The organism is Synechococcus sp. CS-1333, assembly GCF_025128015.1.
Classification (GTDB): Bacteria; Cyanobacteriota; Cyanobacteriia; order PCC-6307; family Cyanobiaceae; genus MW101C3.
The window spans coordinates 67,174-89,886 of record NZ_JAHLYO010000033.1 but is presented as its reverse complement, the minus strand read 5'-3'; the positions used below and the strand labels follow the sequence as shown (position 1 = coordinate 89,886).

20 protein-coding genes are annotated in these 22,713 nt (G+C 68.6%); 11 read left to right on the top strand and 9 right to left on the bottom strand.

Annotated features, from left to right (window positions below):
• The first annotated feature begins 56 nt into the window (after positions 1–56).
• Together KQ303_RS13465 and KQ303_RS13460 are read left to right on the top strand one after the other, a co-directional pair.
• Entirely contained in the window at positions 57–1,253 is a 1,197-nt protein-coding gene (locus tag KQ303_RS13465; RefSeq protein WP_259730690.1) for a 4-hydroxy-3-methylbut-2-enyl diphosphate reductase, read from the top strand.
• A gap of 226 nt (positions 1,254–1,479) precedes the next feature.
• Positions 1,480–2,121, top strand: coding sequence for a DUF1997 domain-containing protein (locus tag KQ303_RS13460; protein WP_259730689.1), 642 nt, complete (start codon positions 1,480–1,482; stop codon positions 2,119–2,121).
• Between the two features lie 104 nt (positions 2,122–2,225).
• Here KQ303_RS13460 and KQ303_RS13455 read toward each other — a convergent pair whose 3' ends face one another.
• Both KQ303_RS13455 and purH read right to left on the bottom strand, forming a co-directional pair.
• Entirely contained in the window at positions 2,226–2,684 is a 459-nt protein-coding gene (locus KQ303_RS13455) for a DUF4079 domain-containing protein (RefSeq protein WP_094513628.1), read from the bottom strand.
• 55 nt (positions 2,685–2,739) lie between these two features.
• The gene (gene purH / locus KQ303_RS13450) at positions 2,740–4,305 is read right to left on the bottom strand and encodes a bifunctional phosphoribosylaminoimidazolecarboxamide formyltransferase/IMP cyclohydrolase (RefSeq protein WP_259730688.1); all 1,566 of its coding nucleotides are present in this window, start codon (positions 4,303–4,305) and stop codon (positions 2,740–2,742) included.
• 68 nt (positions 4,306–4,373) lie between these two features.
• On the opposite strand from purH, the gene KQ303_RS13445 reads away from it, so the two are divergent.
• Positions 4,374–4,982, top strand: coding sequence for an alpha/beta hydrolase (locus KQ303_RS13445; RefSeq protein WP_259730687.1), 609 nt, complete (start codon positions 4,374–4,376; stop codon positions 4,980–4,982).
• 81 nt (positions 4,983–5,063) lie between these two features.
• Here the strand turns inward: KQ303_RS13445 and KQ303_RS13440 are convergent, their stop codons facing one another.
• Entirely contained in the window at positions 5,064–5,435 is a 372-nt protein-coding gene (locus tag KQ303_RS13440; RefSeq protein WP_259730686.1) for a DUF3155 domain-containing protein, read from the bottom strand.
• A gap of 395 nt (positions 5,436–5,830) precedes the next feature.
• Here KQ303_RS13440 and KQ303_RS13435 point away from each other — a divergent pair, with 395 nt between their 5' ends.
• The gene (locus KQ303_RS13435) at positions 5,831–6,997 is read left to right on the top strand and encodes a sensor histidine kinase KdpD (protein WP_259730685.1); all 1,167 of its coding nucleotides are present in this window, start codon (positions 5,831–5,833) and stop codon (positions 6,995–6,997) included.
• Here KQ303_RS13435 and KQ303_RS13430 read toward each other — a convergent pair.
• Entirely contained in the window at positions 6,969–7,760 is a 792-nt protein-coding gene (locus KQ303_RS13430; RefSeq protein ID WP_259730684.1) for an adenosylcobinamide-GDP ribazoletransferase, read from the bottom strand. The two genes, KQ303_RS13435 and KQ303_RS13430, sit on opposite strands and share 29 nt — an antisense overlap.
• A 119-nt stretch (positions 7,761–7,879) precedes the next feature.
• On the opposite strand from KQ303_RS13430, the gene tgt reads away from it, so the two are divergent.
• Positions 7,880–8,983 (top strand): tRNA guanosine(34) transglycosylase Tgt, encoded by a 1,104-nt coding sequence (tgt, locus tag KQ303_RS13425; protein WP_399233835.1) that lies wholly within the window; start codon positions 7,880–7,882, stop codon positions 8,981–8,983.
• Positions 8,984–9,027: 44 nt separating this feature from the next.
• Complete coding sequence (locus tag KQ303_RS13420) at positions 9,028–9,192, top strand: photosystem II reaction center protein K (RefSeq protein WP_259730682.1); 165 nt, start codon at positions 9,028–9,030, stop codon at positions 9,190–9,192.
• A 111-nt stretch (positions 9,193–9,303) separates the two neighbouring features.
• Here the strand turns inward: KQ303_RS13420 and KQ303_RS13415 are convergent, their stop codons facing one another.
• A complete protein-coding gene (locus tag KQ303_RS13415; RefSeq protein ID WP_259730681.1) occupies positions 9,304–10,038 on the bottom strand; it encodes a WecB/TagA/CpsF family glycosyltransferase in 735 nt (244 codons plus the stop codon).
• Between the two features lie 173 nt (positions 10,039–10,211).
• Here KQ303_RS13415 and KQ303_RS13410 point away from each other — a divergent pair, with 173 nt between their 5' ends.
• Positions 10,212–13,451: a glycoside hydrolase family 15 protein gene (locus KQ303_RS13410; RefSeq protein ID WP_259730724.1), complete on the top strand. Its 3,240-nt coding sequence runs from the start codon at positions 10,212–10,214 to the stop codon at positions 13,449–13,451.
• On the opposite strand, the gene KQ303_RS13405 is transcribed toward KQ303_RS13410, so the two are convergent.
• From KQ303_RS13405 to psaC, 4 genes are all read right to left on the bottom strand, one after another.
• Positions 13,412–14,419: a Gfo/Idh/MocA family protein gene (locus KQ303_RS13405; protein WP_094513644.1), complete on the bottom strand. Its 1,008-nt coding sequence runs from the start codon at positions 14,417–14,419 to the stop codon at positions 13,412–13,414. The two genes, KQ303_RS13410 and KQ303_RS13405, sit on opposite strands and share 40 nt — an antisense overlap.
• A gap of 54 nt (positions 14,420–14,473) precedes the next feature.
• Entirely contained in the window at positions 14,474–15,766 is a 1,293-nt protein-coding gene (locus KQ303_RS13400; RefSeq protein WP_259730723.1) for a hemolysin family protein, read from the bottom strand.
• A 38-nt stretch (positions 15,767–15,804) separates the two neighbouring features.
• A complete protein-coding gene (glmS, locus tag KQ303_RS13395) occupies positions 15,805–17,742 on the bottom strand; it encodes a glutamine--fructose-6-phosphate transaminase (isomerizing) (RefSeq protein WP_259730680.1) in 1,938 nt (645 codons plus the stop codon).
• Between the two features lie 215 nt (positions 17,743–17,957).
• Positions 17,958–18,203 (bottom strand): photosystem I iron-sulfur center protein PsaC, encoded by a 246-nt coding sequence (gene psaC / locus KQ303_RS13390; protein ID WP_094513650.1) that lies wholly within the window; start codon positions 18,201–18,203, stop codon positions 17,958–17,960.
• Positions 18,204–18,350: 147 nt separating this feature from the next.
• Here psaC and acpP point away from each other — a divergent pair, with 147 nt between their 5' ends.
• Genes acpP through KQ303_RS13370 form a run of 4 tightly spaced genes read left to right on the top strand, consistent with a single transcriptional unit; the run spans position 18,351 to position 22,701 of the window.
• Positions 18,351–18,593: an acyl carrier protein gene (acpP, locus tag KQ303_RS13385; RefSeq protein WP_094513653.1), complete on the top strand. Its 243-nt coding sequence runs from the start codon at positions 18,351–18,353 to the stop codon at positions 18,591–18,593.
• 8 nt (positions 18,594–18,601) lie between these two features.
• Entirely contained in the window at positions 18,602–19,849 is a 1,248-nt protein-coding gene (gene fabF / locus KQ303_RS13380; RefSeq protein WP_094513981.1) for a beta-ketoacyl-ACP synthase II, read from the top strand.
• A gap of 57 nt (positions 19,850–19,906) precedes the next feature.
• On the top strand, positions 19,907–21,922 hold the full coding sequence (tkt, locus tag KQ303_RS13375) for a transketolase (protein WP_259730679.1): 2,016 nt from the start codon (positions 19,907–19,909) through the stop codon (positions 21,920–21,922).
• Positions 21,923–21,939: 17 nt separating this feature from the next.
• Positions 21,940–22,701 (top strand): 2OG-Fe(II) oxygenase family protein, encoded by a 762-nt coding sequence (locus tag KQ303_RS13370; RefSeq protein WP_259730722.1) that lies wholly within the window; start codon positions 21,940–21,942, stop codon positions 22,699–22,701.
• Positions 22,702–22,713 lie beyond the last annotated feature (12 nt).

Here is a 22,713-nt window from a genome sequence, read left to right as displayed (position 1 = left end):
TTGTCGTCAATGGCCCGGGCCCGCCCATAGAGTCGTCAGCGATGTGGGGCGATGCCGTGGACACCCGTGCCTTCAAGCGCTCGCTGCACCATTCGGAGCGCTACAACCGCCGCGGCTTCGGCCGGGCCGAAGAGGTGGCCGGCAGCCTTGAGCAGGCCTATCAGAGCGCGTTGATCGCCACGATCCGCGAGCAGGGCTATGAGCTGCGCCACGGGCGCCTCACGATCAAGCTGGCCGAGGCCTTCGGTTTCTGCTGGGGCGTGGAGCGGGCGGTGGCGATGGCCTACGAAACGCGGCGTCACTACCCGAGCGAGCGGATCTGGATCACCAACGAGATCATCCACAACCCCTCGGTGAACGACCACCTCCGCCAGATGAACGTGCAGTTCATTCAGGTGGAGGAAGGCGTGAAGGATTTCTCCGAGGTGGGCACCGGCGATGTGGTGATCCTGCCGGCCTTCGGCGCCACGGTGCAGGAGATGCAGCTGCTCAATGAGCTGGGCTGCCACATCGTCGACACCACCTGCCCCTGGGTGTCGAAGGTCTGGAACACGGTGGAGAAGCACAAGAAGCAGGCCTTCACCTCGATCATTCACGGCAAGGTGAAGCACGAGGAAACGCTTGCCACCAGCTCCTTCGCCGGCACTTACCTGGTGGTGCTCGACACCGCCGAAGCCCAGATGGTCTGCGACTACATCCTCGGCCGCGGCGATCGCGAGGCCTTCATGGAACGGTTCGCCAAGGCCTGCTCGCCTGGCTTCGACCCCGACCGCGACCTCGATCGGGTGGGGGTGGCCAACCAGACCACCATGCTCAAGAGCGAAACCGAGGACATCGGACGCATGTTTGAGCGCACGATGCTGACCCGCTACGGCCCCACCGCCCTCAACGATCACTTCCTGGCCTTCAACACGATCTGCGACGCCACCCAGGAGCGGCAGGACGCCATGTTCTCGCTGGTGGACGAACCCCTGGATCTGCTGGTGGTGATCGGCGGCTACAACTCCTCAAACACCACCCACCTGCAGGAGATCGCCATCAGCCGCGGCATCCGCTCCTTCCACATCGACACGCCCGAGCGGATCGGCCCCGGCAATCAGATCGAGCACAAGCCCCTGGGCGGCGAACTGGAGAGCGTGTCCCCCTTCCTGCCGGAGGGGCCGCTGAAAGTGGGAATCACCTCCGGAGCCTCCACCCCCGACCGGGTGGTGGAGGATGTGATCCGTCACCTGATGGAGCTGTGCGAGCCCTGAGCACCTTTGCCGCCCTCCCTGCGGCCTTGCACCGTGCCACCCGCACCCGTGCCAGCGGTGTCAGCGCCAGGAGCGGCAGCACCGAGGAACGTGCCCTTCTGCAAGACACGGAGGCATCCAAGCCTGCTGTCACATCGGCTGCGTATCAGCCGGACGCTGCGATTTACGGTTGCCTGTGACAACCAGAAACAGTTCATCCACTCCGGCCTTCGGTAGGTCCAATCCTTTGACCTTCACCCAGCCCCGCCATCTGTCCGACGCTGTCGTGCCCGTTTCCCCGTTACGCAACGGGGACGATGCACGCATCCGCTGCTACACGAGCGTCTTCGCCGACCTGATGGAAATGCGTGCGGAACCCCGCACCGTTGCCACCTACCTCGACCATCACGACGGCTGGTTCCGCCGCTGCGCGGCTCCGATGCAGGTGTTGCCGCTCGGACACAACGGCTATGCCCTCACCCTGGGCCGCTTTGGCAACTTCGGCTTCGAGGTGGAGCCCACGATCGGGCTGGAGCTGCTGCCACAGAGCGAAGGGGTCTACCGGATCGTGACCATCCCTCTGCCGGAAGGCGACCCCGCCCTGCAGCAGATCTACGACGTGGCCTTCAACGCCTCGCTTCAGCTTGAGCGTGGCGAAGGCGATCAGGCGCTCGCCACCATGGTGCGCTGGACCCTGGATCTGAGCGTGTGGATCCGGCTGCCCGCCGTGATCGGCCTGCTGCCTGAAGGGCTGGTGCAATCCAGCGGCGATCACCTGCTGCGCCAGATCGTGCGGCAGATCTCGCGCAAGCTCACCTGGAAGGTGCAGGAGGATTTCCACGCCACCCATGAGCTCACCTGCCCGCCACGGCGTCAGGCGCGCTTCTGATCGCCTGGCATTGCTGCCGAGGCCCTGTCAGCTGTGCGGGCGCGGGCCTGTTCTCTAGGCCCTGAGAGGCCCACAGCGGCTCAGCGCTCAGAATCCGTGCGCTCTCAGCGGCTCGTCCAGATCTTGTTGACGATCTGCATGCCGCTGACCGCTTGCCAGAGGAACAGCGACATCACGGTCATGTTCAAGCCCACATGCGCCTTGCGGGCGAGCATGTTGCCCTTCTGCATGGCCGGAGCGAAGGCGGCGGCCACGGCGATCAGGCTCACCATGGAGATGCCCGCCAGCAGGTGCGGCCCCACGAACAGCTTGCCGTTGTTGATGTAGGTGACGGCCATGCCGCCGAAGCTGCCGAGCACCATCAGGGCCAGCACCAGGCTGCCGATCTGGAAGTGGCGTTGGGCGAACTTGCCCTTGATCAACTCCTTGCGCTGTTCCGGTTCAGCGGTGCGGGTCTTCTTGGCCTTCACCCCCAGATAGAGGGCGTAGCCGAAGAGTGCCAGCAGCGCCCACATCAGCAGGGGATGCAGGAAGTTGAGATTGAAAGCCAGGGCGTCCGGCATCGCAGTGAGAACGGTGACGTTGCGAAGCTACAACTCACGGTGTCGTCCCGTCCGTTCAGTGGAGGAAGTGGCGACGTCCGGTGGTGACCATCGCCAGACCGAGCTCCTCGCAGGCCCGGATCGAATCGCCATCGCGCAGGCTGCCGCCCGGCTGGATCACCGCCGTGATGCCGTGGCGGGCAGCCAGGCGCACGGTGTCGTCGAAGGGGAAGAAGCCATCGCTGGCCAGCACCGCCCCCCGGGCCGCCTCTGCCGCCGCCTCCAGCGCGAGCCGCGCCGATCCCACCCGATTCATCTGGCCCGCACCGATGCCCAGGCTGGCCCCATCGCTGGCCACCACAATCGCGTTGGAACGCACATGACGCACCAACCGCCAGGCGAAGCGCAGATCGTCCAGTTCAGCCGCCGTCGGCGCCCTGCTCGTCACCACTTGCCACTCGGCTTCGTCCACCGGTTGATCGTCGAGGTCCTGCTGGAGCAGCCCACCCAGCACGCTGCGCCACTGGTGGCGAGGGGCCCGGGCGATCGCGGCTGCATCGAGCTCCAACAGGCGCAGATTGGCCTTGGCGCCCAGCTGCTCGCGGGCCTCGGAGCTGTAGCCCGGTGCCACCACACACTCCAGGAACAGGCCAGTGAGCAGCTCGGCGGCCGCCTGATCCACCGGTGTGTTGAGCGCCACGATGCCGCCGAAGGCCGAGGTGCGATCGGCGTCGAGGGCCCGCCGCAGGGCCATCGCCCCATCGGTGGCGACCGCCACGCCGCAGGGATTGGTGTGCTTCACCACCACGGCCGCCGGCGCCTCAGCAGCGGTGCCCTGGGCCAGATCGGTGTAGCCGAACTCCCGCACGGTGGCGAGGGCGGCTTCGAGATCCAGCAGGTTGTTCATGCTCAGCTCCTTGCCCTGCAGCTGGCGGGCCGCGCCCCAGCCGGCGGCGGGAGCGGAGAACCAGGACGCCTGCTGATGGGGGTTCTCCCCGTAACGCAGGGTCTGCTGGAGGGGCAGCTCAATGGCCAGCGCCCGTGGCGGCGCAGCGGCTTCCAGGCGGCTTTCCAGCCAGGCGCTGATGGCCGCGTCATAGGCGGCGGTGTGGCGGAAGGCCTCCAGGGCGAGACGCTGGCGCAGCGCGTCGTCGAGCGCGCCGGCCGCCAGGGCGGCGAGGAACGGTTCGTACTGGGCTGGGCTGGTGAGTACGGTCACGGCCGCATGGTTCTTGGCGGCGGCACGCACCATCGCCGGGCCGCCGATGTCGATCGTTTCCACGGCCGTTTCCCAGCTCACGGCTGGGTCGGCCACCGTTTCGCGGAACGGATAGAGGTTCACCACCACCACATCGATCGGGGGGATGCCCTGCGCGTCGAGGTCGGCCTGATGGGCCGCGTCATCGCGGCGGGCCAGGATGCCGCCATGGATGCGGGGGTGAAGGGTCTTGACCCGGCCGCCAAGGATCTCCGGAGAGCCGGTGTGCTCCGCCACCCGGGTGACCGGCAGGCCGGCCGCCGCCAGCACCGCGGCGGTGCCGCCGCTGGAGAGCAGTCGGAAGCCGTGGGTGTGGTGGAGGGTGTGGGCCAGCGCCACCACGCCCTGTTTGTCCGACACACTCAGAAGCGCCGTGGGTGCCATGTCGATCGAGACGCGATTGCCACAACCTACGCAGCAACTCCCCGTTTGTTTCCGCCGCCACCCCTCCGATGCCTACCGATCAGCGTGTCCATGGACCGGCCGAGGCGAAGCGGCGGCTGGTACTGCTGCACGGCTGGGGCGCCGATGCGGATGATCTGATCGATCTCGGCCAGGAGCTGGCCGGCCCTGCCATCGGCCTGGTGGGGCTGCGGGCCCCCGAGCCCCACCCACAGGGCATGGGCCGCCAGTGGTACGACCTGCAGAATCCCCTCTGGCCCGAGCTGGTGGCGGCGGCAAGGCAAGCGCTGCAGCTGCGCCTGCTGCAGCTGGGCGAGCAGGTGCCGCTGGAGAACACGGTGCTGCTGGGCTTCTCCCAGGGCGCCGCGATGGCGGTGGATGTGGCCAGCACCCTGCCACTGGCGGGCGTGATCGGCTGCAGTGGCTATCCCCACCCAGACTGGCTGCCCCGTGGCCCCCTGCCCCGGGTGCTGCTCACCCATGGGCGGGAGGATCCGGTGGTGCCCTTTGCCGCCAGCGAGCGGCTTCAGCAGTTGCTGCAGGGCGCAGGCGGGAAGGCTGAACTGCTGGGTTTCAGCGGCGGGCACAGCATCGATCCGGCGCTGTTTCCGCAGCTGCGCACGTTTCTCCAGGATCAACTCGGCGCTGCACCGGCCTGAGCAGATCCTGGGATCGGGGCCTTGCGGCGGTTATCGCGGGAAGGCCCGCCCCCTGGAGGGCGGCCTTCCCGCAGGGGAAAGTCAGACGAAGGCGTATTCGTACTCTTCCATTTCCTCCCAGTCGTCGGCGGCGCTGGATTCGATGCCGGCAAACAGGTTTTCTTCGCCGATCTCATCGACGATCAGGCGAAGGGAGGGGAACAGGAAGTGGTTCTCCTCGGCGTACTGCGCGCTGAACAGGCCTTTTTCACCCCAGAAGAAGCGGTCGGTGGTGTGCTCGTTGCGGCGCACGTTGAGCAGGGCCGGCGGCACCAGCGCGGATTCGGCGATGAAGCGCCGGGCGGCCGTGACCGGTTTGTGATCACCGGTTTCGAGGTTGTGGGTGGGCACATGGGCCAACACACGCTGACCGGCAAGACGACGGCGGCTGATCCGCTTGCGCTTCTTCGACATGGAACGACTCCCGAGGGGGAGGAAAGGAGGATGGGTTTTGTGGCGTGCCGAGGCGAGCCACGGCGAATGCGCACCCGGGATGGATGCAGCAAACGGCCAATCAGGGCAGGGCGGGAGCGGTGGTGCACGGGGTGGCCTGTTGGCAGACCACGCCCGAACACGACACGGATAACGGCGCGGCTGACCCGAGCGGGTCGCCGAACGGCAGAGGGACGATTCAGCCTCTGCTGTAGCCTCGGTTGCAAGGGAAATGCAACCGCTGCCGCCGATACCTCCGCAGTGCCATCCGCTCCCGGACAGCGAAGTATTGGTCGATACGTAAATCTTAAGCCTTTTTCCGAAATCTGGATCATCGGATCGCAATTTCTTTCGGCAACCCGTCCGTTTCAGTGCTGATGGAGGTTTCTGCGCGCTTCACCGCCTTCCTGACCCATCAGCTGGATCAGTTTTCCGATCGCCCCGACCTCCACTCCCTGGTCGTCTACCTCGCCATGACGCGCCAGGGCGGCAAGCCGGGCCTGGTGCCGGTGGGCCAGTGGCCACGCCGTTCCACCGCCCTGCCTGCCGTCGATGAAGACCGCAGCCTGCAGCTGCCCTGCCCGGAGCGCCGCTGGCTGCCGCTGCGCCGCGAGCAGCTCCTGCTCGGTGCCATCCGGGTGGAAACGGCCTCCCTGCCGTGGTCGCCCACGCTCACGCCCCGGCTGCAGGCCACGGCCCAGGCGGTCACCGAAGTGCTTTGCCTCGATCTGGAGGAGCAACGGCTCACGCGCCAGCTGAAGCGGAACCAGGAGGATCTGCGGCTGCTGGTGCACCAGCTGCGCAACCCGCTCGCCGCCCTGCGCACCTTCGGCAAGCTGCTGCTGCGGCGCCTGGAGAGCGACCCCGACAACCGCTCCCTGGTGGAGAACCTGCTGGCGGAAGAGCAGCAGCTCAACCGTTACGTGGAGGCGATCGATGGGCTGATCGAGCGGCCCCTGATCGGCCCCGGCAGCCAGGATCCCCAGCCCCTGCTGCTGCCGCCCTCCCTGAGTTCGGGCCAGCCACAGGCGCTGGCGGAGCGCCTCGATCCCCTGCTGAAACGGGCCGCCGCCACGGCCTTGCTGCAGGGCCGTCGCTGGCTGGGCGGCGAGGTCCTGCCCCAGTGGTTCGGTGACAGCGGTGCGGTGGCCGAGATCGTTGCCAATCTGCTGGAGAACGCCTTTCGCTACTGCCCGCCCGGCGCACCGATCGGCCTGGAGGTGGCCCACGCCCCCGGCGACGCCGAGCGGCCCCGGTTGATCGTCTGGGACGGTGGAGCACCGATCGCCGCCGCCGAGCGGGAGGCGATCTTCGAGCGCGGCAGGCGGGGAGCGCAGGCCGCCGGCACAGCCGGTACGGGCCTCGGGCTCACCCTGGCCCGGGCGCTGGCCCGCAGCCTGGGTGGTGATCTCACCCTGCACATCCCGCCGCAGGAGCTGGATCCGGCGCTGCCCGGCACCGGCAATGCCTTCTGCCTGCAGCTGCCCGCCAGCTGCGCACCTGCCGTGGGCCGGCTCAGGCCAGCGCCACCATCAACGCCGTGAGGGCCAGCGCCAGGGCTTCACACCACTCCACACAGGCGCCGTAGGTGTCGCCGCTGTGCCCACCCAGGCGGCGCCCCAGCAACCAGGGGATCACCAGTGCGGGCACCAGGCCAAGCGCGCCCAGGCCGCCCAGGCCCACCGGGCCGGACGCCAGGGCCAGCAGCACGAGCAGAGGCAGGGAGGGCAGCAATTCGCGGCCAAGGCCGCGCCAGTGCTGGCGATGAAAGCCAGCGCTGCCGCCGCTGGTCTGCCGCAGATACGGAAACCATTGGATGGCGACCAAAGGGGCGAGGCGCCCCCACACCGCCGCCCAGATCAGGGCCAGCGCCACCAACGGCGCCGGGGCCACTTCCGCAAGGGTGAGCAGGGCGGCGGCGCGCACCAGCAGCACCTGCGCGAACGCGACCACTCCACTGGCTCCCACCCGGCTGTCGTCCATCGCCTCCAGCGCCCGCTCGCCTGCCGCGAGGCCGTCGGCGGTGTCCATCACCCCATCAATGTGAATCCCGCCGCTGAGGCTGAGGCCACAGGCCAGCACCAGCGCCACCTGGGCCGCGGGCGGCAGCCCGCCATCGCTGAGGATCCAGAGCAGGCCCTGCAGGCTGCCGAGCACGGCGCCGATCCAGGGGCCGAAGCGGGCGATGCGCTCAAAGCGAGGCTGCACCCGCGGCCAGGCCGGCAGCACGCTGTAGAAGATCCAGGCACCGGCGAGCTCCTGCCACCAGGCCGGCGGGGCGGACGGGGATGGCGGACGGGAAGACACGAACCGCAGCGCATCGGAAGGGAGCACCTAGGTTCGTCGACCGTGCGCGCGCTGATGCCGTGAACCGCTCCGCCCCCGAGGCTGCCGGGCCTGAGGCCGCGGCGCCATTTCGCTTTCAGGTGTCCCACCGCTGCAGCCACAGCCATGCCCGCTGCGGCAGCTTCCACACCCCTCACGGGGTGGTGGACACGCCGCGCTTCATGCCGGTGGGCACCCTGGCCACGGTGAAGGGGGTCACCCCCGTGCAACTGCGCGCCACCAAGGCCCAGATGGTGCTGGCCAACACCTATCACCTGCATCTCCAACCAGGCGAACAGGTGGTGGCGGAAGCGGGCGGCCTGCATCGCTTCATGGGCTGGAGCGGCCCGCTGCTCACCGATTCCGGTGGCTTCCAGGTGTTCAGCCTCGGGGCGATCAACACGATCAACGACGACGGCGTGGTCTTCCGCTCCCCCCGTGACGGCGCCCGCATCACGCTCACGCCGGAGCGGTCGATGGAGATCCAGATGGCGCTCGGTGCGGATGTGGCCATGGCCTTCGACCAGTGCCCCCCCTATCCGGCCAGCGAAACCGATGTGGCGGAAGCCAACGGGCGCACGCACCGCTGGCTGGAACGCTGCATCGCCCACCACAGCCGGCCCGATCAGGCCCTGTTCGGCATCGTGCAGGGGGGCACCCATGCCCACCTGCGCGAAGAATCGGCGCGGGCGGTGGCGGCGATGGGCCTGCCCGGCATCGCCATCGGTGGGGTGAGCGTGGGCGAACCGGTGGAGGCGATGCATCGCATCGTGCGCCAAGTGACGCCGCTGCTGCCGGACGACCGGCCGCGTTATCTGATGGGAGTGGGCAGCTACCGCGAAATGGCGATCGCGGTAGCGCAGGGGATTGATCTGTTCGACTGCGTGCTGCCGACCCGGCTGGGCCGGCACGGCACCGCACTGGTGGGAGGCGAGCGCTGGAACCTGCGCAATGCCCGCTTCCGCCACGACCACACCACGCTCGATCCCAGCTGCCCCTGCCCGGCCTGCGCCCACCACAGCCGCGCCTACCTCCACCACCTGATCCGCAGCGAGGAACTGTTGGGGCGCATCCTGCTCAGCCTCCACAACCTCACCCAGCTGCTGCGCTTCACCAGCGCCATGGCACAAGCGATCCGCGAGGGGTGTTTTTCAGAGGATTTCGCTCCGTGGGAGCAGGGATCTCCTGCGGCGCACACGTGGTAGCGTCCGAGCCACACAGGTTTCCAAGGCCCGCGATGCCTTTCTCCATGCTGTTCGCCGTCGCGACTGCCACCGCCGCACCGGGCTCCACCCTGGCCCAGCTTCCCGAGGCCTATCAGGCGTTCGGTCCTCTGGTGGACATCCTGCCGATCATCCCCCTCTTCTTCCTGCTGCTGGCCTTCGTGTGGCAGGCCTCGGTGGGCTTCCGCTGATCTCCTTGTCTGGATCGCGCTCCGCTGATCGCGTCCTCTCCGACTTGGTCTTCCGCCGTTAGCGGCAGCTGATCGCCGCGGCAAATGGCTGTGTGGCGATGGCGGGGTGCTTCAGCGGCGCTCCCGGATCACGGCCCAGGCAAAGGCCGGCAAGGCCAGCATCCGCTGCCAGCGGGCCGGTTCCTGAATCAGCCGGAACAACCATTCCAATTGCAGGGCGCCCATCCACCCGGGCGCCCTTTTTTTGACGCCGGCCCAGACATCAAAGCTGCCGCCCACCCCCATCCACAGCCCGCGGCGGCCGTGGTGGACGCGTTGAATCCAGGTTTCCTGGCGGGGCACCCCCAGCGCCACCAGCACCAGATCCAGCTGGGCGCTCTGCAGGGCGTGCTCCAGGCCTGGCCAGGCTTCCGGCGCCTGGTAGCCGTGGATCGTCATCACCAACTGGAGGGCGGGCAGGCGCCGGCGCAGTTGCTCGCTCAGTGAGGCCATCACCTCCGGGCTGGCCCCCACCAAGGCCACGCGCCAGCCGGCCGCGGCGGCCTGCTGCAGCAGCCGATCCGCCAGCTCGATGCCGGGCGTGCGCCGCACCCGATGCCCCTGCCGGCGCAGGGCCCACACCACGCCGGCGCCATCGGGAATCACCAGCTCGGCGGCATGGATCACCGCGCCCAGCTCCGGCTGCTCCAGGGCGGCCATGGTCATCTCGGCATTGAGGGTGACGATCTGGCCGCCGCCGGCGCCATGGAGATCCAGCGCAGCCGCGAACACATCCGGGCAGACATCCACCGGCAGGCCGAGCACCAGGGAACGCCGGCCAGCCAACGGGGTGGATTGTGTGGCCATCGCTGCCTGAGGGCCGTGGGGCCGCGGGAGAGAATGAGTGGAGAGTACCGGTGCCGGTGGCGCCGCGATTCCCGTCGCACGGAGCCGGAGCAGGAATGACAGAGAGCTGGGCGGCGGACACCTGGAGCAGCGGCGATCCCTCCCATGGCCTGCCCGCACCTGAAGCGCCGGTGATGCAGGGTCCCCTGCGGCTGGAGCGGTCCGAGGCCGAAGCGCTGCTCGAGCGGCTCCACGCCCAGATCGACCATGTGGTGCTGGTGCGCCAGCACCCGATCAGCGGACTGCTGCCGGCCAGCACCGCCCACACCGTGCACGGCAACTACGGCGACGCCTGGGTGCGGGACGGGGTGTATTCGATTCAGTGCGTCTGGGGGCTGGCCATCGCCCAGCGGCGCCTGCACGGAGCCGGCACACGCGTGTATGAGCTGGAACAGCGGGTGCTGCAGCTGATGCGCGGCCTGCTCACGGCGATGATGCGCCAGGCCCACAAGGTGGAGCGCTTCAAGCGCAGCCTCGACCGCCTCGATGCCATTCACGCCAAGTTCGAGACCTCCAGCGGCGATCCAGTGGTGCCGGATGACGGCTGGGGCCACCTGCAGCTCGATGCCACGGCGCTCTACCTGCTGCAGCTGGCGCAGCTCACCCGGGCGGGGCTGGTGGTGGTGCGCAGCCATCACGAGCGGGATTTCCTGCAGAACCTCGTGTACTACGTGGCCCGCGCCTACCGGGTGGCCGATTACGGCATCTGGGAGCGGGGTGACAAAGGCAACCACGGCGAACCGGAGCGGAATGCCAGTTCGATCGGCCTGGTGAAGGCGGCGCTCGAGGCGCTCGAAGGGCTGGATCTCTACGGCCCCCATGGCGACGGCCAGTGCCGTCTTCACATTCCCCACGACGCGATCGTGCGGCTGCGGCGGGCCCTGCAGGCTCTGCTGCCCCGGGAATCGGCCAGCAAGGAGGTGGACAGCGCCTGCCTGGCAGTGATCGGCTACCCGGCCTGGGCGGTGGACACGCAAGAGCTGGTGGAGCGCACCCGCACCAAGATCCGCCGCGAGCTCGGCGGCGCCTACGGCTACAAGCGCTTTCGCCGCGATGGCCACCAGACCCTGATCGAAGACCACAACCGCCTCCACTACGAACGGGAGGAGCTGGCGCAGTTCGAGAGCATCGAGTGCGAATGGCCGCTGTTCCTGGGCTACGAGCTGGTCACCGCCTGCTGCGAGCAGCGCTGGGAGGAAGCCTGGCGCTGGCGCCGGCGGCTGGAATCCGTGAGCGTGCTGGTGGAGGGCGTGCCGCTGCTGCCTGAGCTCTACCTGGTGCCGGAGGAGGCGATTGCCGCAGAGCGGCGCCAGCCCGGCAGCCAGGCCCGGGTGCCAAACGCGAACGTGCCGCTGCTGTGGACCCAGAGCCTCACCTGGCTGGGGGATCTGCTGCTGCACGGCCTGATCGAGCCCGAGGACATCGACCCCTGCGGGCGGCGGCTGCCACGGCCGCTGGGGGCGGAGCAGGTGCTGGTGGCCCTGGCGCCGGCCACAGCCGAGATCGCCGACGCCCTGGAGCAGAAAGGCCTGCCGGTGAGCCGGCCGGATGGCGCCGTGCGCATCGCCAGCTCCCAGCAGCTGGCACGGCGCAAGGCCCAGGTGGGCGCCAACGCCCGGCTCGGTCTCAGCGGCCACCCGCCCGTGCGGATGGAAACCATGGCCACGGCGCGTCTCTACCGCTGCCCGGGCGCCGACGGCGAGGACCCCATCGCCTTCCTGCCCGCCGTGCTGGAGGAGGGCACCTTCTACCTGGCCGATGACCCTGAACAGCTCGCCGACACGGTGGTGAGCGAGCTGCGGGTGCTGATGCGCCAGTGGCGCGGGCCGGGGCTGCCGCTGCTGGTGATTCCCCTCGCCATGGTGCCCTTCGGCAGGGATCCCGGCGCCTTGCTGCGGCTGGGTGAAAGGCTGCAGGAAGGGCTGGTGGAGGGGGTACCGGTGCGGCTCGACCGCCTCGAAGCCTTCACCGAGCTGGCCGGCTGGGAAACGCTGCCGCCGCTTCCGGCCGCCACCGCGCCGGCGGCCAGCAGCCGCCCCCCACTCCTTCAGCAGAGCACCAGCCAGCAACCGCTCACGATCCAGCAGGAGCAGGAACTGGATGACGCGCCCCTGCCGGTCCTCGCGGACCGGCTCTGGAGCAGCACCTCCCTGCCCGAACAGGCCGAGGTGCTGGAGCAGCTGGTGCGGCGGCTCGGCCCCAACGCCATCCTGCAGGGCCCGTTCAGCAGCGGACCGGTGACTCTGCGGGGTCTGGTGGAGGAGGTCTACCGCCGCGGACTGATGACGGGCGACTGGAACGTGGTGCGCCGCTGCGGCGGGCTGATGCAACTGGTGCACCCCCAGCTTGAGGATGCGCTCACCGATCTGCTGGTGCACCAGAAGCAGCTGGTGGTGGGCCGCAACTACACCCGCGACTCGCTGATCACCGAACCGCAGGGCAGCGTGGCGATCGCGGCGATGATCCAGCGCTTCAGCGGCGAGGACGGCCGTGAATGGATGCTGCAACAGGAGCTGTTGCTTGCCCTCGATGGCCTGGCGCGGCTGGAGCCGAAACTGCTGCAGGGCAGCCTCACCCTGCAGCTGGGCCAGCTGCTGCTGCTGCTCACCGGCGAGCTGGCCGCCGAGCAGGATCTCACCCCCGACGAAGCCTTCGAAACGCTCTGCAGCCTCCCTCCCCACGCCATCCGGCGGCGGTTGCGGGCCGTGCTCGCCGACGTGGATCACGCCCGCGAGGCGCTGCTGGCCAAGGAGCAGCTCCACCTGCAGGGGCGGGTGCAGTGGGAAGTGCCGGATCCGATGGAAGATCTCCCCCCCGGCGGCACCAGCTGGCTGCAGCACCGCCAGCGGCTGGGGGCCCTGCAGCGGGTCCCGCGCGATTTTTACGCCGGCATCTGGGACCTGCTGCACCATTGCCGCGGCCTGGTGATCGGCGACAAGCTGGAGCGCCGCAACCGCCTCGAGAGCGAACCGCTGCTGTCGGAGAAGACCCGGGGCGAACGCAACTTCGCCGCGCTGGTGGAGCACCTGCTGATCAAGATCGAAGCGCCGGAATACCGGCAGCTCTGCACGGAAACACTGCTGTCGCTGGTGGCCTTCGTGGGGGCCAACCCCCAGGTGCGCTTCGACGACTACCTGGCCCTCGATGTGGTGATCGGCTACGCGGTGCGGGCCGGCTGGGCCCAGACCCATCCGCACAAGCCGATCGAGAGCTACCCACAGCAGAAGGCGTCGGCCTGGGATCTCTTCTACCGCTCCTCACCGGCCACCTGCCGCCGCTGGCAGATGCTAGCCCTGCGCGACCTGGCGGTGATCCCCCGGTCACCGGCCCCGACTCAGATGGGCGCGTCGAGGGCCATGCAGAGCGCCGGCTGATCCACCGCCCGCTCGATCAGGTTGGCCAGCAGCAGGGCGCGGGAGGCCTGCTGGCCATCCACCGCCGGGGTTTCCCGGCCACGCACGCACTGCAGGAAGTGCTCCAGCTCGGCGTAGAGCGGCTCGATCGAGGTGGTGCTCACCTCCTCGATGAAGCCATCGTTGCGGTAGAGCAATTCGCCGTGATCGGCCGACACCCACTCGTGGGCGCGGCGGTGGATGTGCAGGCTGCGGTTGAGGAAATCGGTTTCCACCAGGCTGGCGCGACAGTGGGCGCTGAGGCTGCGGATCTTGCGGTGGGCCATCTTGCTGGCCGTGAGGCTCGCCACCACGCCGTTCTCGAAGCCGAGCGTGGCGTTGACGTAGTCGATCGGGCCTTCGCCGCTGCGCCCGCCGGCCGCCGCCAGCCGCACCACCGGCGCCTGGGCGAGCTCCAGCACCAGGTCGATGTCGTGGATCATCAGATCGAGCACCACCGACACATCGTTGGCCCGATCGGCGTGGGGGCTATGGCGGCGGGCTTCCAGCACCACCACTTCCTCATTGGCCACCACCTTGCGCAGTTCGCGGAAGGCGGGGTTGAAGCGCTCGATGTGGCCCACCTGCAGCTGGCGGGCGCTGGCTTCGGCGGCTTGAATCAGGGCGCTGGCCTCCTCCTGGGTGGCGGCGATCGGCTTCTCGATCAGCACGTGCAGGCCCGCCTGCAGGCAGGCCATGCCGACCCGGTGGTGCAGGAGAGTGGGAACGGCGATGCAGACCGCCTCCACCTCGCTCAGCAGCGGGCCGTAGTCGGGGAACCAGCGGCAGCCGAACTGCTCGACCGCCAGGCGGCCGCGCTGGGCGTCGGGGTCGGCCACCCCCACCAGCTCCGCATCGCGCAGGAGGCTCAGCACCCGGGCGTGGTGCCAACCCATGTTGCCGATGCCAATGACCCCTACCTTCACCGGCGTGATGGGATCCGTCGTCATCGCGTCACATGCTCACGCGTCAACGGCCCAGACCTCGTTCCTGAGACGGCATTATCAACGATCACCCTGCGCTGCGGGGCCCCGTTCATCGGCAGACCGACAGGTGATGTGAACCCGCTCAATGCGGGGGCCGTCCATGGCGGTGATCTCGAAGTGGTGGCCCTTCCAGCGCAGGCTCTCTCCGGGCGCCGGGATGTGCTGCAGCCGCTCCAGCAGGAAGCCGGCCAGGGTGTGGTGGCCATCGGCTTCGGGCAGACGCAGGCCCAGCTGCCGGTTCAGCTCGAAGATTTCCAGCTCGCCGGCCACCAGCCAGCTGTCGTCCGGCAGCTGCTGAAGATCGTCGCCACCCTCGTGATGATCGTCTTCCTCGCCGACGATCTCGCCGGTGAGATCGGCCACCGTGACCAGCCCCTCGGTGCCCCCGTGCTCATCAACCACCACCAGCAGCGGCTGGCCGCTGCGGATCAGCGGCAGCAGCTCCGCCAGCGAGGCGGTTTCCTGCACGCGAGCCACCGGTGAGATGAAGGGGGCCAATGGGGTGTCCCCCTGCAACTGGCCGCGGGCGATCGGTTCGGCGAGGCGGCGCAGGTCGAGCATGCCGCGCACGTCGTCCAACGACTGGCCGATCACCGGGAAGCGGGCGTGATGGGTCTGATGGACCGCATCCATCAGTTCGGCGAAGCAGGCATCAAGCGGCAGGGTGACCATGCCGGAGCGGGGCACCATCACCTCACGCACCTGCGTGTCCCGCAGGGAGAACACCCCTTCGAGGATGTTGCGCTCATCCGGCATCAGGCCAGTGACGCTGTTCGATTCGATCAGGGTTTCCAGCTCCCCTGCTGACAGTGCCGGCACCAGCGCATCCCAGTTGCGGGGCAGCCCCAGCAGGCGCAACAGCGTGACGGTGACGCGCTCGAACGCCGAGAGAAGTGGCGCCAGGGTGCGGCTCACCGACTCCAGCACCGGCGCCAGCCGCAGGGCGGAGGCCTCCGGGCGATGCAGCACCCAGGCCTTCGGGATCAGGCCGCCCAGCAGGGTGGCCAGGCTCACGATCACGGCGAACACCAGCAGGTCGATCCAGGGGCTCTCACCCTCGGGATCGAGGCTGGCCGCCAGGCCGCGCCCCGACCAGCCCAACGCCACCACCGCCAGCGTGGCGCCCAGCTGGGTGGCCAGCAACGTGCGGCGCAGCCGCTTCTGTAACCGCTCCACCGCCTTGGCGCCCGGCGTGCCCCCGCTGGCGAGCACCTGCACCCGGCTGGGGCGCAGGCGGATCAGGGCGAATTCGGCGGCTGCGAAGAAGCCCAGCAGGGCCACCAGGGCCACCAGCAGGAGACTCAGGCGCAGGACCAGCACGATCGGAGCGTCAGGGGCGAAGGGAAGGGTCACTCCACAGTGACGCTCTTGGCCAGGTTGCGGGGCTGATCGACGTCGAGGCCGCGATGGGCCGCGATGTGATAGCTGAGCAACTGCATCGGGATCACGGTAAGCAGGGGCGAGAGCAGCTCGTCGACGGCCGGCACCGGCAGCAGCACATCGAAGAGTCCGGTGTCGGGGCCTTCCGGCGCCACGCCGATCAGACGGGCGTCACGCGCCTTGGCCTCCTGGGCGTTGGAGAGCACCTTGTCGAACACCACACCTGGCATGGCGATCGACACCACCGGCACACGCGCATCGAGCAGGGCGATCGGCCCGTGCTTCATCTCGCCGGCCGGGTAGCCCTCGGCGTGGATGTAGCTGATCTCCTTGAGCTTGAGGGCCCCCTCCAGGGCGATCGGGTAGTTGATGCCCCGGCCCAGGAAAATCACGTCCTGGGTATCGGCGAACAGGTGGGCCAGCTCGGCGCACTGGCGGTCGTGCGTTTCCACCAGCTGCTGGAGCTGGGCCGGCAGGGCCCGCAGGCCGCTCACCAGGGCCTGCAGCTGGGCCGGGCTGCGGCTGGAGCGCCGCTCAGCGAACGACAGGGCCAGGCCGTAGAAGGCCAGCAGCTGGCCCATGAAGGTCTTGGTGGCGGCTACTCCCACCTCGATGCCGGCGCCGATGTCGAGCAGGTGGGGAACCAGGCGTCCGAGCGAGCTCTCCGCCCGGTTGGTGATGCCCAGCAACTTCGGGGCGTAGGCGGGATCGGGGATCAGGTCGCGCCGCTCACGCTCCATCAGCAAGGCGGCGAGGGTGTCAGCGGTTTCGCCCGACTGGGTGACCCCGATCGTGAGGGTATGGGGCACCAGCGGCGGCGGTGCGTAGCGGAACTCGCTGGCGTAAAACACCGAGGTGGGCAGGCCGGCCAGCTGCTCCAGCAGGTAAGCGCCCACCATCGAGGCATGGCGGCTGGTGCCGCAGGCGAGGATCTGAATCCGCTCCACCTGCTCGAACACCCCGTCTTCCAGGGGCAGGGCCACCAGAGAGGGTCCGGCCGGGCCGCCGTTCGGCTCGGGCAGGTGACGCGCCACCCATAAGGCCGCCGTTTCCGACTGCTCATGGATCTCCTTGAGCATGAAGTGGCGGAAGCTGCGCTTGTCCGCCACGTGCTCGGTGCCGGTGAGCAGGCGCGGCAGGCGCTGCACCCGGGCACCGGCGGCGTCATAGAGCTCGATGCCGAGGGGCGTGAGCAGGGCCAGCTCGCCGTCCTCCAGCGGCAGGATCGTGCGGGTGAAGCCGGCCAGGGCGGGTGTGTCGCTGGCACAGAGGAACTCCCCCTCGCCAAGACCGATCAGCAGGGGCGCCTGACGGCGGGCCACCACCAGGGCGCCGGGCGTCTGGGCCCACAGCACCGCGAGGGCGTAGGCGCCATGCAGCAGGGGCAACACCTGCTGCAGCGCTTCGAGCAGCAGGGCGCCGCTCGGGATCGCCCCCGCGTCCAGCCGCGCCGCCAGCTCCCGCGCGATCAGGTGCGGGATCACCTCTGTGTCGGTGTCGGAGCGGAAGTGGACGCCCTGGGCCTGCAGCTCCTCGCGCAGTTGCCGGTGATTTTCGATGATGCCGTTCTGCACCACCGCCAGCTGGCCGCTGCCATCGAGGTGGGGGTGGGCGTTGCGCTCTTCGGGCTTGCCGTGGGTGGCCCAGCGGGTATGGCCGATGCCGCAGTTGCCGGGGGCGCCCTGCCGCTCCAGCCGCTGGGCCAGGTTCACCAGCTTGCCCTCGGCCCGCAGGCAGACAAGCTGGTGGGTGCCGGCCGGGTCAGCCGAGGGGGCGGCGGCCCCGGCAGCCATCGACACGGTGGCCAGACCGGCGGAGTCGTAGCCGCGGTATTCGAGCTGACGGAGGCCTTCCATCAGCAGGGGGGCGGCCTCCCTGGAGCCGATCACCGCAACGATGCCGCACATGGGCGATGGGCCGGAATTGGGGTGGTTCTACAGGATCGCCGCTGCCTGGCAACAGTGCCAGGTGCCAGCTGCTGCGAGCTGACAGGTGCCAGGTGCAGGGACGCCGGCACCCAGGCCGAAGGTTCTTGCGGCAGGCACGCACAGCGGGCAGGGCCCAACATGCAAAAGCCCGGCGTGCGCCGGGCTGGAAGCGCTGCGAAAGGCTGCGCCTGACTTCAGTAGGCCAGACCCATGCTGCGGCTGGTTTCGTCGCCCAGGTAGACGCGGACGCTGAGGAAGTCGGTGGGGCAGGCGGTTTCACAACGCTTGCAACCGATGCAGTCTTCGGTGCGAGGGGAGGAAGCGATCTGGCCGGCCTTGCAGCCATCCCAGGGCACCATCTCCAGCACATCGAGAGGGCAGGCACGGACGCACTGGGTGCAACCGATGCAGGTGTCGTAGATCTTGACGGAGTGGGACATGCCCGACCGGAGGCGAACGGCGTGCGGCCAAGGTACCCAAGGCGACCGAAGCCAAGGCTGGGCCGGCCCGAGGCCGTCATTCTTTTTCATATGGCTCGGGGGCCCGTCCGGGGCGACCCGTAGGATGCGGCCTCCCTCTAAGCGGCCATGTCACAGGAAGCGATCTTCGAGAAAGTGCGTTCGATCGTTGCCGAGCAACTCAGCGTGGATGCCGCTGAGGTCAAGCCCGAATCGAACTTCCAGAACGACCTCGGCGCCGACTCTCTCGACACGGTGGAGCTGGTGATGGCCCTGGAAGAAGCCTTCGATATCGAGATCCCCGACGAGGCCGCTGAAGGCATCACCACCGTGGGTGATGCCGTGACTTACATCCTGGATAAGCAGGCCTGAGGGTGTTGATGGTGGAGGGACTCCACCGCGTCGTGGTCACAGGCCTGGGCGCGGTCACACCGATCGGCAACACCGTTACCGATTACTGGGAAGGCCTGGCCTCGGGGCGCAATGGCGTGGCCGCGATCACCCTGTTCGACGCCTCGCGCCATGCCTGCCGTTTTGCGGCGGAAGTGAAGGATTTCGATCCCGTCGGCATGATCGACCGCAAGGAAGCCAAGCGCTGGGATCGCTTCTGCAAGTTCGGCGTGGTGGCCGCCAAGCAAGCCGTGCTGGATGCCGGTCTCACGATCGACGACACCAACGCCGACCGGGTGGGTGTGTCGATCGGCTCTGGTGTGGGCGGACTGCTGATGATGGAGAGCCAGGCCCATGTGCTGGCCGACCGCGGGCCGGACCGGGTCAGCCCGTTCTGCGTGCCGATGATGATTCCCAACATGGCCGCCGGCCTGGCCGCCATCGCCCTGGGGGCCAAGGGTCCGAGCAGCGCCGTGGCCACCGCCTGTGCCGCCGGCTCCAACGCCATCGGCGACGCCTTCCGCCTGATCCAGATGGGCCTGGCCGACGCCATGGTGTGCGGCGGCGCCGAATCGGCGATCACTCCACTCGGGGTGGCGGGTTTCGCCAGTGCCAAGGCACTGTCGTTCCGCAACGACGACCCCGCCACCGCCAGTCGCCCCTTCGATGCGGAGCGCAACGGCTTCGTGATCGGCGAAGGGGCCGGGATTCTGGTGCTGGAAAGCCTGGATCACGCCACCCGGCGCGGCGCCGAGGTGCTGGCGGAGATCGTCGGCTACGGCATGACCTGCGATGCCCACCACATCACTTCCCCCACACCCGGTGGGGTGGGTGGTGCCGAAGCGATGCGGCTGGCCCTGCGTGATGCCCGCCTCGACGCCGAAGCTGTGGATTACGTGAATGCGCACGGCACCAGCACCCAGGCCAACGACAGCAACGAAACGGCCGCCATCAAGGCCGCGCTCGGTCCGCACGCGCTGCGCACACCGATCAGCTCCACCAAATCCATGACCGGCCACCTGCTCGGCGGCAGCGGCGGCATCGAAGCCGTCGCCGTGGTCAAGGCGATGGAGCACAACCTCATACCCCCTACGATCAATTTCCAGAATCCGGATCCGGCTTGTGATCTGGATGTCGTGCCGAACCAGGCGCGGGAACAGAAACTGAACGTCGTGCTCTCGAACTCCTTCGGGTTTGGTGGTCACAACGTCTGCCTCGCATTCCGCAGGAAGCCCTGAACGTTCCCGTTCAGCCGTCCTTCAGGAAGCCCTCACACCACCCCCCTCCTCTTCGCCATGGTCGCTGCCCCTTCAGTGGACACCTTGTCCATCGACACCCTCTGCATCAACAGCATCCGCTTCCTGGCGATCGATGCCGTCAACAAGGCGAATTCCGGTCACCCGGGCCTGCCGATGGGCGCAGCGCCGATGGCCTATGCGCTGTGGGACAGGGTCCTGAAGCACAACCCCAGCAACCCCGGCTGGTTCAACCGCGACCGCTTCGTGCTCTCGGCCGGCCACGGCTGCATGCTGCTCTATTCGCTGCTGCACCTCACCGGCTACGACAGCGTGGGGCTGGAGGACATCAAGCAGTTCCGCCAGTGGGGCTCCAAGACCCCCGGCCACCCGGAAACCTTTGAAACCGCCGGTGTCGAAGTCACCACCGGCCCTCTCGGCCAGGGCATCGCCAACGCCGTGGGCCTGGCGATCGCCGAAGCCCACATGGCAGCGCGGTTCAACAAGCCCGGCGTTGAGCTGGTTGATCACTACACCTACGTGATCATGGGCGACGGCTGCAATCAGGAAGGGGTGGCCAGCGAAGCCGCCTCCCTGGCGGGCCACCTGGGCCTGGGCAAGCTGATCGCCCTCTACGACGACAACCACATCACGATCGACGGCAACACCGCGGTGTCGTTCACCGAAGACGTGATGAAGCGGTACGAAGCCTATGGCTGGCACGTGCTGCATGTGCCCGATGGCAACACCGATGTGGCGGCGATCACCAAGGCGATCGAGGAGGCCAAGGCGGTCACCGACAAGCCCAGCCTGATCAAGGTCACCACCACCATCGGCTACGGCTCCCCCAACAAAGCCAACACCGCCGGCGTGCACGGCGCCGCCCTCGGCGCTGACGAAGCCGAACTCACCCGCGAGGCCCTCGGCTGGTCGTATGGACCGTTCGAAGTGCCCCAGGAGGCCTACGACCACTGGCGTCAGGCCCTCAGCCGCGGTGCCGCCGCCGAAGCGCAGTGGAACGCCGACCTGGATACCTACCGCTCCCAGTACCCCACCGAGGCAGCTGAATTCGAGCGCCAGCTGCGTGGCGAGCTGCCCGCGGGCTGGGAAGCCAAGCTGCCCACCTTCACCCCCGCAGACAAAGGTCTGGCCACCCGCCAGCACTCCTACAACGTGCTCAACGCCGTGGGACCCAGCCTGCCGGAGCTGATCGGCGGCTCCGCCGACCTCACCCACTCCAACCTCACCGACATCAAGGGCGAGGCCAGCTTCCAGAAAGGCGGCGAAGCCAATCGTTACCTGCACTTCGGCGTGCGTGAGCACGCCATGGCCTCGATCCTCAACGGCCTGGCCTATCACGGCAGTGGCCTGGTGCCCTACGGCGGCACCTTCCTGGTGTTCGCGGGCTACATGGTGGGCGCCATGCGCCTGTCGGCCCTCAGCGAGCTGGGCGTGATCTACGTGCTCACCCACGATTCCATCGGCCTCGGCGAAGACGGCCCCACCCACCAACCGGTGGAAACCCTTGCCTCGCTGCGTTCGATCCCCAACCTGCTGGTGATGCGTCCCGGCGATGGCAACGAAACCAGCGGCGCCTACAAGGTGGCGATCAGCAACCGCAAGCGCCCCACCGTGCTGGCCCTCAGCCGCCAGGCGATGGTGAACCAGGCCAACTCGTCGATCGATCAGGTGGCCAAGGGCGGCTACGTGCTGATCGACTGCGACGGCACCCCCGATCTGATCCTGATCGGCTCCGGCACCGAGCTCGACCTCTGCGTCAAGGCCGCCGAGCAACTGAGCGCGGATGGCAAGCAGGTGCGTGTGGTGTCGATGCCCTGTGTGGAGCTGTTCGAGGAGCAGGACGCCAGCTACCGCGAAGCGGTGCTGCCCGCGGCGGTGCGCAAGCGCCTCGTGGTGGAGGCCTCCAGCTCGTTCGGCTGGCACAAGTACTCCGGCTTCGACGGTGACACCGTGTCGATCGATCGCTTCGGTGCCTCCGCCCCTGGCGGTGTGTGCCTCGAGAAGTTCGGCTTCACGGTCGACAACGTGGTGGCGAAGGCGAAGGCCCTGGGCTGAGCCGTTCCGCCATGCCGATGGAGATGCTCGAGCTGTTTCCGCGTTACGTGCTCACGGGCACGTTGCCGGTCGGCACGCTGGAGCCTCTCCTTTCCCTGGCGGAGCGGGTGCTGGCCGATACCGGCCTCACCAGCGATGCCTCCGCGAAGCTCGCCGGCCAGTTGCAGCAGCAGCGCGAGCTGGGTCCGCAGTTTCCGGAGATCACGGCCCTGTGCAGCGAGGTGGTGCTGCCGGCCTGCGAGCGCTGGCTGCGCCACGTGATGGAGCGGCAACCGCCCCAGGGTCGCGGCCCATGGCATCCGGGCCGCTACGGCCTGCAGATGATCGACATCTGGCTCAACAGCCAGCAGGCCGGTGACTACAACCCGGTGCACACCCATGGCGGCTCGTTTTCCGGCGTGCTGTTCCTGAAGGTGCCACCGCAGATCAACGGCACCAGCTTCGACGGCCAGCTCTGCTTCCACGGCCCGGAGGAGTGGCACATCCAGAGCTTCCGTACCGGTATGGCGCACTACGTGCAGCCCGTGCCGGGCACCTTCTATGTGTTCCCGGCCTGGCAGCCCCATTCCGTGCCGCCCTTCCGTGGCGAAGGCGAGCGCTGGTCGCTGGCCTTCAACGTGCAGGCGGTTCCCGCGCCGCCAGGGGGGCAAGGAGCCCCGGCCGCTGCGGCCGTGCCCCGCGGCCGCCTGGAGGTGGGGCCGGCCATGCCAGTGCCGCCCCCGGCCAGCGGCAACGTGTCGCTGTCCTCCACCAGGAAGCGGCCCGGCGGCTTTGCCTGAGCGGAGCGGGGG